Raw genomic sequence first — 14,626 nt, 5'->3', positions numbered from 1 at the left:
TCATTTGAGCAAATCGCTTTCATACGTTAGAATAGATATGTTACATTGAAAGAAGCGAACACGGTAAACTATTTCATATTGTGCGGAGTTGATAACCATGACAAAACAAACAGAATATAAGCGCAAGCCCGAATGGTTGAAAATTAAGTTAAACACGAATGAAAACTATACAGGCTTAAAGAAAATGATGCGTTCTAAGAATCTTCATACAGTTTGTGAAGAAGCGAAATGTCCGAATATTCATGAATGCTGGGCTGTAAGAAAAACAGCAACATTCATGATTTTAGGTGCAGTATGTACACGTGCTTGTCGTTTCTGTGCGGTTAAAACAGGCTTACCAACTGAGCTTGATTTACAAGAGCCAGAACGCGTAGCAGATTCTGTAGTACAAATGGGCTTAAAGCACGTTGTTATAACAGCGGTTGCACGTGATGATTTAAAAGACGGGGGAGCAGCTGTTTTTGCTGAAACAGTACGCGCTGTTCGTCGTAAAAATCCATTTACGTCAATTGAAGTATTACCATCTGATATGGGTGGAGTAGAAGAAAACTTAAAAATGTTAATGGATGCAAAACCAGATATTTTAAACCATAACATTGAAACAGTACGTCGATTATCTGACCGAGTTCGCGCTAGAGCAAAATATGATCGTTCATTAGAGTTTTTACGTCGAGCGAAAGAAATGCAGCCTGATATTCCAACTAAATCGAGCATTATGGTGGGCTTAGGTGAAACGAGAGAAGATTTAATTGAAGCAATGGATGACTTACGTGCAAACAATGTGGATATTTTAACTCTTGGACAATACCTACAACCATCTAAGAAGCATTTACCAGTTCTTAAATATTACCCACCAGCGGAATTTGCAGAGCTAAAAGAAATTGCACTTAGCAAAGGCTTTAGCCACTGTGAAGCTGGCCCACTTGTGCGTTCTTCTTACCATGCGGACGAGCAAGTTCGTTCTGCAAAAGAAAACACAGCAGAAGCAAAATAATGAAAAAAGGGAGCTAATGATTAGCTCTCTTTTTGTTTGTACTCCAAAACAGTATTTGAACATGTTAATAAAATCTTTTTTAATTCTTCTGTGGATAATTCAATTGTAAATTCAGGTACACCAGGTGTAATTAAAATTTTATCGTACGTATAAATAGCGTTATCCACAATAATTGTTACATCGTGTGAATACCCGAAAGGAGCTACACATCCTGGCGTACAACCAGTTTTGTCTCGCAGTTCATCAGCGGAACAGAGAGATAAGCGTTCTCCTGTTAGTTCTTTCATCTCTCCGCGGTTAAGCCTTGTGCCCTCTAACGTGAAAAATACGTAATAATCTCCAGCCTTTGATTTTAAAAATAAGCTTTTACTTGGAGTACCTTGTAGGCCAAGCCTCTCGCGTACGATCCGATCTGTCTCATAATCGAGTACCGGTTCGTGTTCGAATTTTTCATAAGAAACATTTGTTTTATGTAGTAAAGCAAGTACATCTTCGTACATATGGAGTGATACCCCTTTCTATTATTAGTACAGTTTCTTCTCGTGGCGTCAACTGAATGTGTTGGAAAGAGATATTACTTGGACGGTGCTTTCCATAATCGTTTTAGGCTACATTGTTCATCAATTGTAATTTCGTACATATCAGGATTCGTTAAAGCTCTCCATTCATGAAAGCCGATCGTATGATCAAAGTGCTTTAAAATGAGCGTAAGTAAGTTTCCATGTGTAACGAGTAATATTGTAGTATGGTTTAATTTTAAAACGTCTTCGATAAGCGATATAGCACGGTCCGTTGCTTGTTTTGTTGACTCTCCGCCTGAAAAGGCAATATCTATATTTGTAAAAGTAGATTCTAGTTTTTGCATCCAATCGTCCATTGAAACGTCGCTTAATATGCGTTCAGCTAAGCGTTCATCTTCTTGGATAGACAAATTAGCTTGGAGTGCATAGGGCCGAATAGAATCGATAGCTCGCACAAATGGGCTTGAAATAATATGATCTATTTGTAGTTGGTTTTCTAAAAGGAATGTAGCAAGGGTGTTTGCTTGTTTTTTTCCATCGGTCGTTAATTCGGCATGACGTTCTTGTCCAGCGGCTGAACAATGTCGTATTACAATGATTTTCTTCATAATTCATCCCCATCTTTCAAGTTGACGCTATATACTTCGACAAATGCGGAAAAAATTCCTTTTTATTGGAAACGGCATATTGATTTATAGATGTGGAAAAGTAATGTGGATAATGAAAATTGAGGTGCCAGTATGAAAAAAATGATATGTCTCGTATTCATGATTTGTTTTCTTACGCAACTGTCCACAACATATGCACAATCCAATCAAAAGTTAGATTATCCAAGTAATCGAAATAAGCCATTTGTGAGCGAAGATGTGTTTTACGAACAGTTAGATAAGAAAATGTATAAAGAATACAATAATGCAGCGTATAGTGTTCGAAAAAAGATTTTATTTAAAGAAGTACCCGACGAAGAATTTTCCTTTCTACAAAAAACAGCCGCGGGTTGTCGGGGTGAAGTGGTGCTTCAAGATTCATTTATTCACCCTGATCGCCAAGTTTATTTTTTCGCTTCCTTTTCTCAAAATGAAGTAGAAGAGTTACACAAGTACATCGTTATAGATGCAGAAACAAAGAAGGAGCTGCAAAGTGGCAAAAGTTATCATCACTATGATAATCCATATAAAAAATAACCCACCAACAGGCGGGTTATTTTTACTTTGGCACACTCATTAATTTCTCTTTCATTTTACGAATAAGAATGATAGCACCGATTGTGAAGAGAAGGGTAATTCCTTCTACAACAAAGATGTTAATTGTTTTCGTTTGGTAAAGTGCCGCGAAGAAGTCTACAAGTGCGTGGAATAGTATAGCGTACACAAGGAAGATATACTTCTTCTGTTTTACTGCGTATAAAACAAGCATTGTAAAGGCGATTTGCAGCACGAGTGCCATAATTCTTTCTAAGCTGCCAAGGAAGTATAAGTAGGCAGGTTGCTGAATTAACATGTCTTGTAGGCGGCTTAGTTCTGGCATTTTTTCGACCATCTGGGCGAAGCTACCGTTGTTAATTGAATTCGCAAATATAAGTGCTTGGAATGCAGAGAATCCGCCAACTAAAATGGATTCAATTCCGCCGTGACCGATTCCGTAAGCAAAGCCATCTTTATATTCTTGATATTTTTTTAGTAGGAAGAAGAAGGCAACGAAGCGTCCTAATTCTTCAAAAATACCAGCAGTTAGTCCGCCATAAAGTGCGAAAACAAATGGATTTTCTAAAATTGGAGCGATTGCTGGATTACCGCGCATAAATAGGTGGAATGGTGTTTCGAGAATTTGGGTAAATCCGATAAAGATAAGAACACCAATGCCGACTACTTTCCAATTTATATTATATTTTTTACGGAAATAAACGAGTACAATAATTGGGACCAGAATCGAGACAATGAGTTGAAAGATGATGCTGGCAATTACAGTATTTGAAACCATATTTTCACCGCTTTCTAATATATGTACATATCTATTATGCATGAAATATTTTATAAAGAAAATGAATTTACTTATTGACTCTAACGTTGCGTCATACTTTATCGTATGTATTAAGGGGGAGATACACATGGCAATGAAGGTAAAAGAAGTAGCTAATTTAGTTGGAATTAGTGTGCGCACACTGCATCATTACGATGAAATTGGGTTGTTAACCCCAGATGAGACGACAGAGTCTGGATATCGTCTGTATTCCAATGAAAATTTAGAGACATTGCAGCAAATTTTATTTTTTAAAGAACTAGGCTTCCCTTTGAAGAAAATTAAAGAAATTATCATGAGTCCATCATTTGACCGGAAAGAGGCATTGCAGCTTCATAAAAAAATGCTTCTTGAAAAGCGTGCTAGGTTAGATAAAGTGATTGCGACGATTGATAAAACAATTCAGCATACAAAAGGAGAGATTGAAATGACGAATAAAGAGAAATTTGAAGGCTTCGATTTCAGCCATAATCCGTACGAAGAAGAAGCGCGTGAAAGATGGGGAGACAGAGCTGTAGATAAAGCGAATGAATATGCGAAAGGTATGACTAAAGAAAACCAAGAAGAGTTTAATACGATTTACAGAAACTTAGCGGCGCTTAGACACGGGGCACCAGATTCTAAAGAGGCACAAGAAGCAATTGGAGTATGGTACAATTACTTGCAAAAATTCGGTGAATATTCATTAGATGCTTTTAAAGGACTTGGTCAAATGTACGTCGCTGATGAGCGCTTTACGAAAAATATCGATAAGTTTGGTGAAGGATTAGCTCAGTTTATGTGTGATGCGATGGAGGTTTACGCAAATCGTAAGAAATAGTAAAAAATAAAGAAGATGGAGGTTTTCTCCACCTTCTTTATTTTTTTATCATATCATTCAAAGTCTGATCCCCCGTATTGTTCAAATGAGGATTTTTACTCATTTCTCGTTTTAACATATCGAGGCTTTGTGTATATTCTGTATCATTTAATGCGCCAGATTGAAGCCCTTGAATTTGAGAAATCAACTTTTGGTCTGTTGATACATATGCTTTATAATAGCGAGGAACGATGGACAAAGCAGCTCTATATACTTGATCCGCTACGAGTTTTGGATCCGTTGTGTTTGCATGGTATACAACGAACACTTCATCATCAGTAACGAGTGTAGCAGCGTTTGTAACGTCAGGAAGTTTGACTGTCATGCTTGTAATCATTTCAGCGACCTTCTCGCGATTAATGGCCCCTACTTGTTTGTTAGATACTTCATGCTTTTGTTTAGAAGAATAACCGACTCTTGTGAGTCTTGTATTTGTATTTTCCGTATGATACATGTCGTTTTTATTGGAAACAAGAACACGGCTTCCTTCTTCACGTTCCATTTCAGCTTTGTTCGCTGATTGGCAGCCTGCAAATAAGGAAAGAGTGAGAAGGGAAAGTAAAATTTGTTTTTTCACGATGTATCACCTCCTTCTCCATAGCATGTACTAATTTGCAATTTTTTGTATTTGAAATTGTTGGTTGTTATGCTTTGTGATACGATAAAAAGAAGAATGCTTAGAGAGGAAGTTAATGATGGAGCAAAAGCAAGAGATTCATGCTACGGTGAGCATTAATAATGTTCAGTACGAAGTAATTAAAAACTTTCGTGACGGTTTTAGTGAAGAAGCATTTAAAGAGCGCTATGCAGAAATTTTAAATAAATATGATTACATCGTTGGGGACTGGGGATATGAGCAACTTAGATTGCGCGGATTCTTTGATGATAGTAACCAACGTGCGACATATGATACGAAAATTAGTACGTTAACGGAGTATTTATACGAGTACTGTAACTTCGGTTGCGCACATTTTGTATTACGAAAAGTGAAGAAATAAAAAAATCCTCTTACAATTGTAAGAGGATTTTTTGCATATTTTTGCTTACAAACAAATCGAGATATGATCGCCTTCAGAAAGTATTGTATTTGGCTTCATTTGTTGTCCGTTTAATTGAATATCCCCATTTTTAATTTTATCCACAATGCGTGTACGGCTCCAGTCGGAAATATATGTGGATAAGGCTTTATCGATGCGGTGGGAACCGAAAACGATATCTAATACGATCGTGATTTCGGTTATGCCGCTTTCTTGATGTTGCGTAATGGAAATGGTAGTAGTTGTTTCTGGCTGATCCTGCTGCGTCATATCGACTGTTTCAACGTGATCAGTAAATGCTTTATAAATACGAAGTTTTTGATTCCACGTATGGTCTTTCGGACATTTATAAATGGCAAAGCGGTATATGTTTTTTCCGTTGGCGTTATGCCTACGAATATTTGTGTCGGTAAATAGGGTAGTACGTCTGCAATTTTTACAATATTTTTCGATTGTGTTTTGCTCGTTTTCATATAAACTCCAAGAAAGTTGTACTTTCTGCATTTTCCTTCACCTCTTATAGTAGTGGTAAAGGAACGTAATACAGCTATTTGGATGTCTTGTAGTATGAAGGCATGAGAAAAAGACAAAAATAAAAGGAGGTTCCCCAAAGAGGAACCTCCGTAAACATCATACTACAGATGCAATACGTTCCTTTGTAATGGGAATGGGCAGACTACTCCCTTGAAAAAGCACGGTGCTTTTTTGAGAGTAATGCTATCCAATTGCTGGTCCATTACAAAGTAAATGTTGGCATACGTAGATAACGTCCTTTCTATCCAAATAGATTTATTCTTAATTATAACACAAAAGATTGAAAATTCGAAATTCTCGTGATGGAAAAACACCAGCTAAAATAGCTGGTGCATACGATAAATTATATAAGTTCAAATAAAAATGAGCGTAATTCTTCTGCAATTTCTTCAGTCATAGAAAATGCATGCTCTAAGTAGCCTGGTTCGTTTAAATCGTCAGCACCGATGATTGCAAATTTATTGCGTTGCATATCAAGGACAATTGTTTTACCGTAATGACGATCGGAGTATAATAGCGCTAAATCGTGACGCTCATTTTCTCCCATAAAGCTAACGAAACGAGTTTTTGTAGCGACAGTATCGTCGTACAGAAAGAAACGTTCTTCCATACACATGGCTCCTTTATTAAATATCTAAGTTTAAGTGTGGTTTATGATCTAAATGGTGATGTGTTTTAATAAATCGTACTGTTCTTGTTTTGTAACGCATTACGATAGAGTATGTTTCAGCTAAATCTCCGCCAAGGAATTTAACACCGTCTAATAACTCACCAGCAGATACACCAGTTGCTGAGAAGATTGCATCATCCCCAGATACTAAGTCATCTAACATAAGAAGTTGACGAGGATCTTCTAATCCCATTTCACGACAACGAGCTTCTTCTTCTTCGTTCATTGGAACTAAGCGAGCTTGCATTTCACCTTCAAGGCACTTTAATGCTGCTGCAGAAATAACACCTTCTGGAGCTCCGCCAATACCTACGAATAAGTCGATACCCGTTCCAGGTAGTGCTGTTGCGATTGACGCACCAACATCACCGTCACCAAATAATTTTACGCGTGCACCTTTTGCACGAACACGGTCAATAATATCTTGATGACGTTCACGTTCTTGAACGATAACTGTTAGATCACGAATCTTTTTATTGTTAGCTTCTGCTACAATTTCAATTGTTTTTTCAATTGGATCATCTAAGCTAATTTTACCAGCTGCTTTTGGACCAACCGCGATTTTTTCCATGTACATATCAGGAGCATGAAGAAGGTTCCCTTTGTCTGCGATTGCAATAACTGCCATTGCATTTGCAAGACCTTTTGCAACGATGTTTGTACCTTCTAATGGATCAACGGCGATGTCTACTTCTGGACCGTTACCTGTTCCTAGTTCTTCACCAATATACAACATCGGTGCTTCATCAAGTTCTCCTTCACCAATTACAACTGTACCTGCCATGTTTACTGAATCGAACATATCACGCATTGCTGTAGTTGCTGCATCATCTGCTTCATTTTTCTTTCCGCGGCCCATCCACTGTGCGGATGCTAAGGCTGCTGCTTCTGTTACACGGACAATTTCTAGTGCGAGTTCACGTTCCAAGATTCCATTCCTCCAATTTCAAAAATCATACAAATATAACTATAACAAATAACGGAGAAAAGGTGAATTCGAAAAATTGTCGATTTTTTCAGAAGAAAGCGTTACAATTAAAATGTAAATGCTTTAATTTCCAGGTAGGTGACATTCATGTATTTTGTAGACAGAAAGAAAATAGAACAAATGCTAGTATGTTTAGAACGAGCAACAAGTACATTTCAAGAGAAAAAGATATATGAAACCGAGTTTGAATTTTACGCATTAGAGCGCATAGCCCATCTTATTATTGATTGTGTATTAGATGTAGGAAATGCGATGATTGATGGATTTATTATGCGTGATCCAGGAAGCTATGAAGATATTATTGATATTTTAATGGACGAGCGAGTGATAAGTGAAGAAGATGGACAAGGGATGAAAGAAATTATCCTTCTTCGAAAAATGCTTACGCAAGATTATATTCAAATGAATCATGATGAATTATATAAGACGATTCAAAAACATATTGCAGTGGTAGAGAAATACCCAGCAAATATTCGCAGTTATTTAGAAAAGGAATTAGGACCTGTATCTGCATTTGTACCAGAATAATTATGCTTATAAGATCCCCAGAGAATGCCTTTTGGGGATCTTATATTGTATGTGAGAAAGAAAAGGGAGAAGGGTGAAGTATGGGGGAAGCACGTACTACGAAAGACGAGATTGTACAATTGTTGAAAGTAAAGGGAGAGCACACGGTAGCGGAACTAGCTGAAGTTTTAGAGATTACAGAAATGGCGATTCGAAGACATTTAAGTAATCTTGAGAAGGATGGTTTCATCTATTCCAAGATGGTAAGGCAACATGTCGGAAGACCAACTTATTTGTATGGATTAAGTGAAAAGGGAGAAGATACATTCCCGAAAGAGTATAAGCAATTTGCGATTGATATGCTAGAAGATTTAGCGCGAATGGGCGATGAAAAAATACTTCGTTACGTTTTAAAAGAAAGAACGAAGCGTATGGAAGAACAGTTACAAAAGCGCGTAAGTAATCAAAAGAATTTAGCATATAAAGTGCAAGAGATAGCAGCTATGCAAGAGAAAAATGGTTATATGGTTCAAATTAAGAGAGATGGAGAGAACTCTTTCATAATTGAAAAACAAAACTGTCCGTTAAAGGAAATCGCTGAGAGATTCCCGCAAGTATGTGAAGATGAAAAAGAGATGTATAATCGTTTATTTGCAGGAGCAGAAGTAAAGACGCTAGCAAACATGTGCGAGGGTGATTGTAGTTGTTCTTACCAAATAAAAGAGAAAAAATGAACGTTATGGGGCGCTTTAAGGTAAAGCGTTTTTTTCTTTGTAAAAAGCGGGTAATATAAGAGTGGTATGATAAGGTGAGAACGTTAGCATAGAAGGAGAGACATAATCGATGTATAAAGGTTACTTAATTGATTTAGACGGTACAATGTATCGCGGAGAAGAACAAATTGAAGAAGCGAGCGATTTCGTAAAAGCATTAGGAGAGCGCGGCATTCCATATTTATTCGTTACGAATAACTCAACTCGTAAACCAGAACAAGTGGCAGAAAAACTTGTTCGTTTCGATATTCCAGCGAAAGCAGAGCAAGTATTCACAACGAGTATGGCAACAGCAAACTTCATTTACGAACGTAAACAAGACGCAACTGTATATATGATTGGTGAAGAAGGCTTACATGATGCACTTGTGGAAAAAGGATTTGAACTTGTGGATGAAAATCCTGATTTCGTTGTTGTTGGTTTAGATCGTGACATCACATATGAAAAGTTAGCAAAAGCTTGTCTTGCTGTACGTAACGGCGCAACGTTTATTTCTACAAATGGAGACATTGCCATTCCGACTGAGCGCGGGTTACTACCAGGTAACGGTTCATTAACATCAGTTGTAGCAGTATCAACAGGTGTGGATCCAATCTTTATCGGAAAACCAGAATCAATCATTATGGAACAAGCTTTAAAAGTGCTTGGCATAGAAAAGAATGAAGCCTTAATGGTTGGGGATAACTACGATACAGATATTTTAGCAGGAATCAATGCTGGCATGCATACACTTCTTGTCCACACTGGAGTAACAACTGTGGAGAAGTTAACAGAATATGAAGTACAACCGACGCAAGTTGTGCATAACTTGACGGAGTGGATTGAGAAGATGTAATGAAGAAAGCTGTTCCAAACTTTGGAGCAGCTTTTTTTCTAATATTCAGTTGTGAATAGTGTCGGTTTTTGTCTGTAAGTCGATATAATTTAAGTTGCGCTGATATAATTAGAAAATCGCCGATATAATTTAAGTTGCGCTGATATAATTAGAAAATCGCCGATATAATTTGAGTTGTGCTGATATATTAAAAAAATCGCTGATATAATTTTATTTAAAATGCACGATTCACAACATCTTTAACCTCTTCAAGATATTGTTTACGCACACTATCATCTACAGAAGGAACACTTGTATAGAATGTATGCTCAATTGTTTCAATACCTGTAAATTCAAAAATGCCAACATCAGCTGTTTTTTTCATTGCGTCAAACATACCGCCTGCTGTGTATGCCTCTTTCGTATTTCCCATTGTAGATAATAATAAGCCTTTTTTACCGCTTAATAACTTCTCGATGCCATTTTCACCGTAAGCATAAGCGAAGCCGTGGCTAAATACACGGTCAACGTATCCTTTTAAAATAGCAGGAAGTCCCGCCCACCAAACTGGATAAATAAATGTAATGCTATCAGCCCAAGAGATATGCTCTTGCTCTTCTTTAATATCTGCTGGTGTGTTTCCTTGAGAAAATGAGATGAAATCGGAAGCGCCTAATACTGGATTGAAGTTTAATTCGTATAGATCGCGAACGCGTACTTCATGACCTTTTTCTTCTAGTTCATTTTTTACCGTTTCTAAAATCGCATGGTTGAAGCTTTCTGTATTTGGGTGTGCATAAACGATTACATGTTTCATTGTTATTCCTCCTATTTGTGGATATGTGAATGGTTTCTCTGTAACCATTATTGTTACTTCTTTTACGAAAGTCAAGTAATACATATGTATAAAAAGACGCCTCAAATCGTCTTTCTACACCCCGCTCATACAAAGAACAAAGAAAACAAATAAAATGATGATAATACCAATGCCGAAGTTAAATACGAGAGTACTATCCATATTATGTAACCTCCTTGTTTGAAAGTAAAAAGCACTCTAGCCAAGAGTGCTTTTTTATTTTAAGTCTACTTCGCAACGTTTAGAAAGGGATTCATGCGTGTAAAGAGTTATATTATTTTATGTGTTTATGCTTTGAAATGAGTAAGTCCTTGTAAGGTATAGAAAAAAAGACACTCTTTCGAGTGTCTTTCAAGATGACAAAATGTGCCAATTGCTTGAGTTTGATAAGGCGCTAATATCCGTTTTAACGCCTTTTCTTTGATCAAGAAGTGTAGCAACAGCGATTCGAATAAATTGTACCATTTGTTTTATAGGTGTGCGTATGTAATTATGCATATTACGATTAAAGGGAAATCGGATGTGAAAAATGAATGAGTACATATATAAAATATTCGATAAGGGGCGAGAGGGATGGATATACATAAGTTAACAGAAGAAGAAGCGATGGAAATAGCGATGTGGACGTACGAGGAGCCGTATAATGTATATAGTTTCTCAGTAGGGGCTGAAATAATAGAAGAGTTGCTGGACGGGACATATTATGGGTGTTGTGATGAGAGGGGAGAACTCATTGGATATTTTTGTTTTGGAGTAAATGCACAAGTTCCAGGTGGAAGAGATGCTAATTTATATACGGGAGAAGATGTAATCGATATCGGAATTGGCATGAAGCCAGCTTTAACAGGAAAAGGTATGGGGAGAACATTTTTTCAAGCTGGGATAGTGTTTGCTGCGACAGCATTTCATTCGAAACATTTGCGACTGAGTGTAGCAACATTTAATAAAAGAGCGATTACGTTATATAAGAACATAGGCTTTCAAGCAGGACCAGTTTTTTTGAGCCGCGGAAGAGAATTTATGCTCATGGAATATGAAAGGCCGTCAGTATGAAACTGACGGCCTAGATACTTTTATTCTGAATGCTCAGCTCTGTGTGCTAAACGGCTTGAAGCAGCGGCAGCAATTCCGCCAACGATATCATCAAGGAATGTATGCACCTTTCCAGTTGATTTATCATTTAAGTATTCTAAAATACCAGGTTTTAATTTATCGATATATCCAAAGTTTGTGAAACCGATAGAGCCGTACACATTAACGATAGAAAGTGCGATCACTTCATCAATTCCGTATAAGCCTTCATCACGTTTTACGATATCTTGTAACGGTTCACTTAACATTCCTTTTTCAGCGAGAACATCGAGCTCGATACCAGTAATTAGTGCGTTTTGTACTTCACGTTTTGATAATACACGCTCAACGTTATAACGGCATTCTGACATCTCTAAATTTGGATGATATTTTTTTTGAAGAAAATGAACAAGCTCAGCAATATCATCAATTGTTACACCGCGTTCTTGTAATAGTTGCAATGCTCTTTCTTGTAGTTGATTTGATTCTTTCATGTTTATCACCTTTTTTTCTTTTTAGTATTTGTATACGTTTCGTTGCTTTATCATGTGCATAGGAATGAAAGGCGAGCACAAGCTCATATATATAAAGAAAAACCATAGGTGGCGACTGCGATGATTCATCATATTTATGAGCATTATCATATGCATGTTAAAGAATTAATCCCCCTTGGCCCCTATAAAAGCTTTTGGATTCGCAACAAAATTTATGTACTTGTTCCAATTGGAGAAATGGAGGAAGAAGTACTTGTAGAGATGAAAAAGCTCAGTGATTATATGAACCAGCAAGGGGATATAACTGTAGCGACTTTCGTTCCGACTATACACGGCTACTATGTAAGTGAGATAGAAGAACAAAATTACTGCTTATTAAAAGGTATGCGCGCGTTAGAACGACATGCTATGTCATTAGGAAGTGAGCTTTCTATATTCCATAAACGAGGTGCATTCTTTCCAGAAGAAATTGAGCAACTAAGCCGCATTGGTGAATGGAAAGCATTATGGGAAAAAAGGCTCGATCAGTTAGAAAAGTTTTGGCAATCACAAGTGATGAACCACCCTACAGACGTATTCGATCAATTGTTTATTGAATCCTTCCCGTATTACTTAGGAGTTGCGGAAAATGCCATTCAATATGTTGTTGATACAGAAATGGATGATACGCCGCAACTAACGGATGCAGCAACCATTTGCCAAGAACGATTCACACCTTTATTATGGCATCAAACGAAGCGTCTCAAACTCCCTTTTGATTGGGTGTATGATCACCCAACTCGAGATATAGCAGAATTAATCCGTTATATGATGATTGAAAAAAAGAAAGACTGGGAGAAAACAATCGTTCAATTTGTTACAGATTATGAACGGAATTATTCGCTATCCTCATTTGGGTGGCGCCTATTATTTGCAAGGCTCCTGTTCCCGCTTCACTATTTTGAAACAGTCGAACGATATTACCAAACAGGAAACGAAGAACAAAAAAGCATGTATAGAGATCGTTTAGAAGCCATTTTACACGATGTGAACCGCTCTGAGCAATTTATGAAGCATTTTTATGGCTCACTCCGTTTACCAGTTGATAAGCTTGGGATTAGAAAATTAGATTGGCTGTCTTAAAAATATAAAAAAGAGACCGATTGAGGTCTCTTTTTTATATACCACAATTGTATGTAATACATTATGCCCCTACCTGTTGATCTGCACATATATTTAAAATGAATTGATGTTGTTCGATTTTTTCATTTACTTTACTCAATAATTCTTGCTGGATTTCTTTAAATAAAAATTGATAGCTCGCATTCCATGTCGGTATAACGGATGAAAGGTCTAATAAATACTCTTTTTTCTTTTCTAGTTCTTGAATTGTTAAAAACGTGTTCCCCATTTTTGGCATGTGTCGTCCCCCTATGTTTTTTACTTTATATGTGTGAACGATTCACTATATAGTATCAATTATCGCATTTTTTGAGAAGGATTTCCAATTTTGTTTTATGATGTTAACGGATAAATGTGATTTGTATAAAAAAAGGAGACCAAATTTGGTCTCCTTTTAGCAAGTGGCTTTGAACGAGCCGCTAGATAATATTTAGCTCTAGCGGCTAAAATGTTCGGTGGCTAGAACAGTCGGCCATTTCGCGCCTTCCTGTGAGGCAAAAAGCGCCTCTTCGTCAGGAGCTCCAATGACCTCCTGTTCTGAACGAGCCGCTTCCGCTTTTAATTAAAATACTTGTTCTACTTCGATAACGCCTGGTACTTCTTCAAGTAATGCGCGTTCGATACCAGCTTTTAGTGTGATTGTAGAACTTGGGCAGCTTCCGCATGCACCCATAAGGCGTAATTTTACGATACCTTCTTCAATGTCTACTAATTCAACGTCTCCGCCATCGCGAAGTAAGAATGGACGTAATTTATCTAATACTTCTAGTACTTGTTCTTGCATATGTGGGTTTTCCATTTTTATCGACTCCTTTCATCAGTTTTATTATAATCAAGATAGAGGGGAAAATCTATTTTTTCTGTTCTTGTTTTATTGCCGAAATTTTTTATCATGTTTACAACGTGTTTTTTCAGTATAGGGGTATGGAATAAGTTTGTAAAATGATGTGCTTATGTAATAAGACATCTGAATATGCTGTTAGAACAAGAAGTGGGGGAGAAGAAATGGTTAATGTGCAAGTGTATGGGACGAAAGTAATTTGTGCGAGCTGCGTTGGAATGCCATCTTCAACAGAAACGTTTGAGTGGCTACAAGCGGCGATTGGTCGTAAATATGAAGGACAAGAAAATAAATTTAATTTCGAGTATATTGATTTTCAAGAAGAACAAGAAGATGAAGATAAAAAAGCATTCGCGGAGCGCGTAGTAGAGGAAGATTTATTTTATCCGGTCGTTCTTGTAAATGGAGAAATTGTTGGAGAAGGAAATCCTCGTTTGAAGGATGTTTACGAAGAAATCGAGAAATATTTATAAAGCAGGAAGCCTTT

General features: G+C 37.1%; 21 protein-coding genes. 10 read left to right on the top strand and 11 right to left on the bottom strand.

Features of this window, described 5'->3' with window-relative positions:
- The first annotated feature begins 97 nt into the window (after positions 1 to 97).
- A complete protein-coding gene (gene lipA, locus EGX95_RS23625) occupies positions 98 to 994 on the top strand; it encodes a lipoyl synthase (protein WP_000166370.1) in 897 nt (298 codons plus the stop codon).
- A gap of 20 nt (positions 995 to 1,014) precedes the next feature.
- Here the strand turns inward: lipA and EGX95_RS23620 are convergent, their stop codons facing one another.
- Both EGX95_RS23620 and EGX95_RS23615 read right to left on the bottom strand, forming a co-directional pair.
- Positions 1,015 to 1,494 carry a YbaK/EbsC family protein gene (locus EGX95_RS23620; protein WP_000272743.1) on the bottom strand — a complete coding sequence of 160 codons (480 nt, stop codon included), beginning with the start codon at positions 1,492 to 1,494 and terminating at the stop codon, positions 1,015 to 1,017.
- A gap of 74 nt (positions 1,495 to 1,568) precedes the next feature.
- Positions 1,569 to 2,123 carry a histidine phosphatase family protein gene (locus tag EGX95_RS23615; protein WP_000721019.1) on the bottom strand — a complete coding sequence of 185 codons (555 nt, stop codon included), beginning with the start codon at positions 2,121 to 2,123 and terminating at the stop codon, positions 1,569 to 1,571.
- 132 nt (positions 2,124 to 2,255) lie between these two features.
- Between EGX95_RS23615 and EGX95_RS23610 the strand changes: the two genes are divergently transcribed.
- Positions 2,256 to 2,699: a hypothetical protein gene (locus EGX95_RS23610; protein WP_000738184.1), complete on the top strand. Its 444-nt coding sequence runs from the start codon at positions 2,256 to 2,258 to the stop codon at positions 2,697 to 2,699.
- A 22-nt stretch (positions 2,700 to 2,721) separates the two neighbouring features.
- Here EGX95_RS23610 and EGX95_RS23605 read toward each other — a convergent pair whose 3' ends face one another.
- Positions 2,722 to 3,537 (bottom strand): YhfC family intramembrane metalloprotease, encoded by an 816-nt coding sequence (locus tag EGX95_RS23605; protein ID WP_002028770.1) that lies wholly within the window; start codon positions 3,535 to 3,537, stop codon positions 2,722 to 2,724.
- A gap of 85 nt (positions 3,538 to 3,622) precedes the next feature.
- Here EGX95_RS23605 and EGX95_RS23600 point away from each other — a divergent pair, with 85 nt between their 5' ends.
- A complete protein-coding gene (locus EGX95_RS23600) occupies positions 3,623 to 4,354 on the top strand; it encodes a MerR family transcriptional regulator (RefSeq protein WP_001241009.1) in 732 nt (243 codons plus the stop codon).
- Between the two features lie 37 nt (positions 4,355 to 4,391).
- Here EGX95_RS23600 and EGX95_RS23595 read toward each other — a convergent pair whose 3' ends face one another.
- Positions 4,392 to 4,970 carry a YhcN/YlaJ family sporulation lipoprotein gene (locus tag EGX95_RS23595; protein WP_000744130.1) on the bottom strand — a complete coding sequence of 193 codons (579 nt, stop codon included), beginning with the start codon at positions 4,968 to 4,970 and terminating at the stop codon, positions 4,392 to 4,394.
- 118 nt (positions 4,971 to 5,088) lie between these two features.
- Between EGX95_RS23595 and EGX95_RS23590 the strand changes: the two genes are divergently transcribed.
- On the top strand, positions 5,089 to 5,391 hold the full coding sequence (locus tag EGX95_RS23590) for a YutD family protein (RefSeq protein ID WP_000435943.1): 303 nt from the start codon (positions 5,089 to 5,091) through the stop codon (positions 5,389 to 5,391).
- 45 nt (positions 5,392 to 5,436) lie between these two features.
- Here the strand turns inward: EGX95_RS23590 and EGX95_RS23585 are convergent, their stop codons facing one another.
- The 3 genes from EGX95_RS23585 to glpX form a co-directional block, all read right to left on the bottom strand.
- Positions 5,437 to 5,934 carry a hypothetical protein gene (locus EGX95_RS23585; RefSeq protein WP_001174567.1) on the bottom strand — a complete coding sequence of 166 codons (498 nt, stop codon included), beginning with the start codon at positions 5,932 to 5,934 and terminating at the stop codon, positions 5,437 to 5,439.
- A 373-nt stretch (positions 5,935 to 6,307) separates the two neighbouring features.
- Positions 6,308 to 6,574 (bottom strand): DUF3055 domain-containing protein, encoded by a 267-nt coding sequence (locus EGX95_RS23575; protein WP_000392606.1) that lies wholly within the window; start codon positions 6,572 to 6,574, stop codon positions 6,308 to 6,310.
- Positions 6,575 to 6,590: 16 nt separating this feature from the next.
- The gene (glpX, locus tag EGX95_RS23570; RefSeq protein ID WP_000439090.1) at positions 6,591 to 7,562 is read right to left on the bottom strand and encodes a class II fructose-bisphosphatase; all 972 of its coding nucleotides are present in this window, start codon (positions 7,560 to 7,562) and stop codon (positions 6,591 to 6,593) included.
- 147 nt (positions 7,563 to 7,709) lie between these two features.
- Between glpX and EGX95_RS23565 the strand changes: the two genes are divergently transcribed.
- From EGX95_RS23565 to EGX95_RS23555, 3 genes are all read left to right on the top strand, one after another.
- Complete coding sequence (locus EGX95_RS23565; protein ID WP_000274006.1) at positions 7,710 to 8,150, top strand: DUF86 domain-containing protein; 441 nt, start codon at positions 7,710 to 7,712, stop codon at positions 8,148 to 8,150.
- 80 nt (positions 8,151 to 8,230) lie between these two features.
- Entirely contained in the window at positions 8,231 to 8,863 is a 633-nt protein-coding gene (locus tag EGX95_RS23560; protein ID WP_000503354.1) for a helix-turn-helix transcriptional regulator, read from the top strand.
- Between the two features lie 109 nt (positions 8,864 to 8,972).
- Positions 8,973 to 9,737, top strand: coding sequence for a TIGR01457 family HAD-type hydrolase (locus EGX95_RS23555; protein WP_000276467.1), 765 nt, complete (start codon positions 8,973 to 8,975; stop codon positions 9,735 to 9,737).
- A gap of 214 nt (positions 9,738 to 9,951) precedes the next feature.
- Here the strand turns inward: EGX95_RS23555 and EGX95_RS23550 are convergent, their stop codons facing one another.
- Complete coding sequence (locus EGX95_RS23550) at positions 9,952 to 10,533, bottom strand: NAD(P)H-dependent oxidoreductase (protein WP_000683409.1); 582 nt, start codon at positions 10,531 to 10,533, stop codon at positions 9,952 to 9,954.
- A gap of 612 nt (positions 10,534 to 11,145) precedes the next feature.
- Here EGX95_RS23550 and EGX95_RS23545 point away from each other — a divergent pair.
- Positions 11,146 to 11,625: a GNAT family N-acetyltransferase gene (locus EGX95_RS23545; RefSeq protein ID WP_000351140.1), complete on the top strand. Its 480-nt coding sequence runs from the start codon at positions 11,146 to 11,148 to the stop codon at positions 11,623 to 11,625.
- Positions 11,626 to 11,645: 20 nt separating this feature from the next.
- Here EGX95_RS23545 and EGX95_RS23540 read toward each other — a convergent pair whose 3' ends face one another.
- Positions 11,646 to 12,137 carry a phosphatidylglycerophosphatase A family protein gene (locus tag EGX95_RS23540; RefSeq protein WP_000665103.1) on the bottom strand — a complete coding sequence of 164 codons (492 nt, stop codon included), beginning with the start codon at positions 12,135 to 12,137 and terminating at the stop codon, positions 11,646 to 11,648.
- A 120-nt stretch (positions 12,138 to 12,257) separates the two neighbouring features.
- Here EGX95_RS23540 and yutH point away from each other — a divergent pair, with 120 nt between their 5' ends.
- Entirely contained in the window at positions 12,258 to 13,259 is a 1,002-nt protein-coding gene (gene yutH / locus EGX95_RS23535; RefSeq protein WP_000581271.1) for a spore coat putative kinase YutH, read from the top strand.
- A 61-nt stretch (positions 13,260 to 13,320) separates the two neighbouring features.
- Here yutH and EGX95_RS23530 read toward each other — a convergent pair whose 3' ends face one another.
- Both EGX95_RS23530 and EGX95_RS23525 read right to left on the bottom strand, forming a co-directional pair.
- Positions 13,321 to 13,536, bottom strand: a complete 216-nt coding sequence (locus EGX95_RS23530; RefSeq protein ID WP_001125488.1) for a hypothetical protein — start codon at positions 13,534 to 13,536, stop codon at positions 13,321 to 13,323.
- A 324-nt stretch (positions 13,537 to 13,860) separates the two neighbouring features.
- Positions 13,861 to 14,097, bottom strand: a complete 237-nt coding sequence (locus EGX95_RS23525) for a NifU family protein (protein WP_000431159.1) — start codon at positions 14,095 to 14,097, stop codon at positions 13,861 to 13,863.
- Positions 14,098 to 14,303: 206 nt separating this feature from the next.
- Here EGX95_RS23525 and EGX95_RS23520 point away from each other — a divergent pair, with 206 nt between their 5' ends.
- Entirely contained in the window at positions 14,304 to 14,612 is a 309-nt protein-coding gene (locus EGX95_RS23520) for a YuzD family protein (RefSeq protein ID WP_000248590.1), read from the top strand.
- Positions 14,613 to 14,626 lie beyond the last annotated feature (14 nt).

Source organism: Bacillus sp. FDAARGOS_527 (genome assembly GCF_003812125.1).
Lineage (GTDB): Bacteria > Bacillota > Bacilli > Bacillales > Bacillaceae_G > Bacillus_A > Bacillus_A paranthracis.
This window is presented reverse-complemented; position numbering and strand designations above follow the sequence as displayed.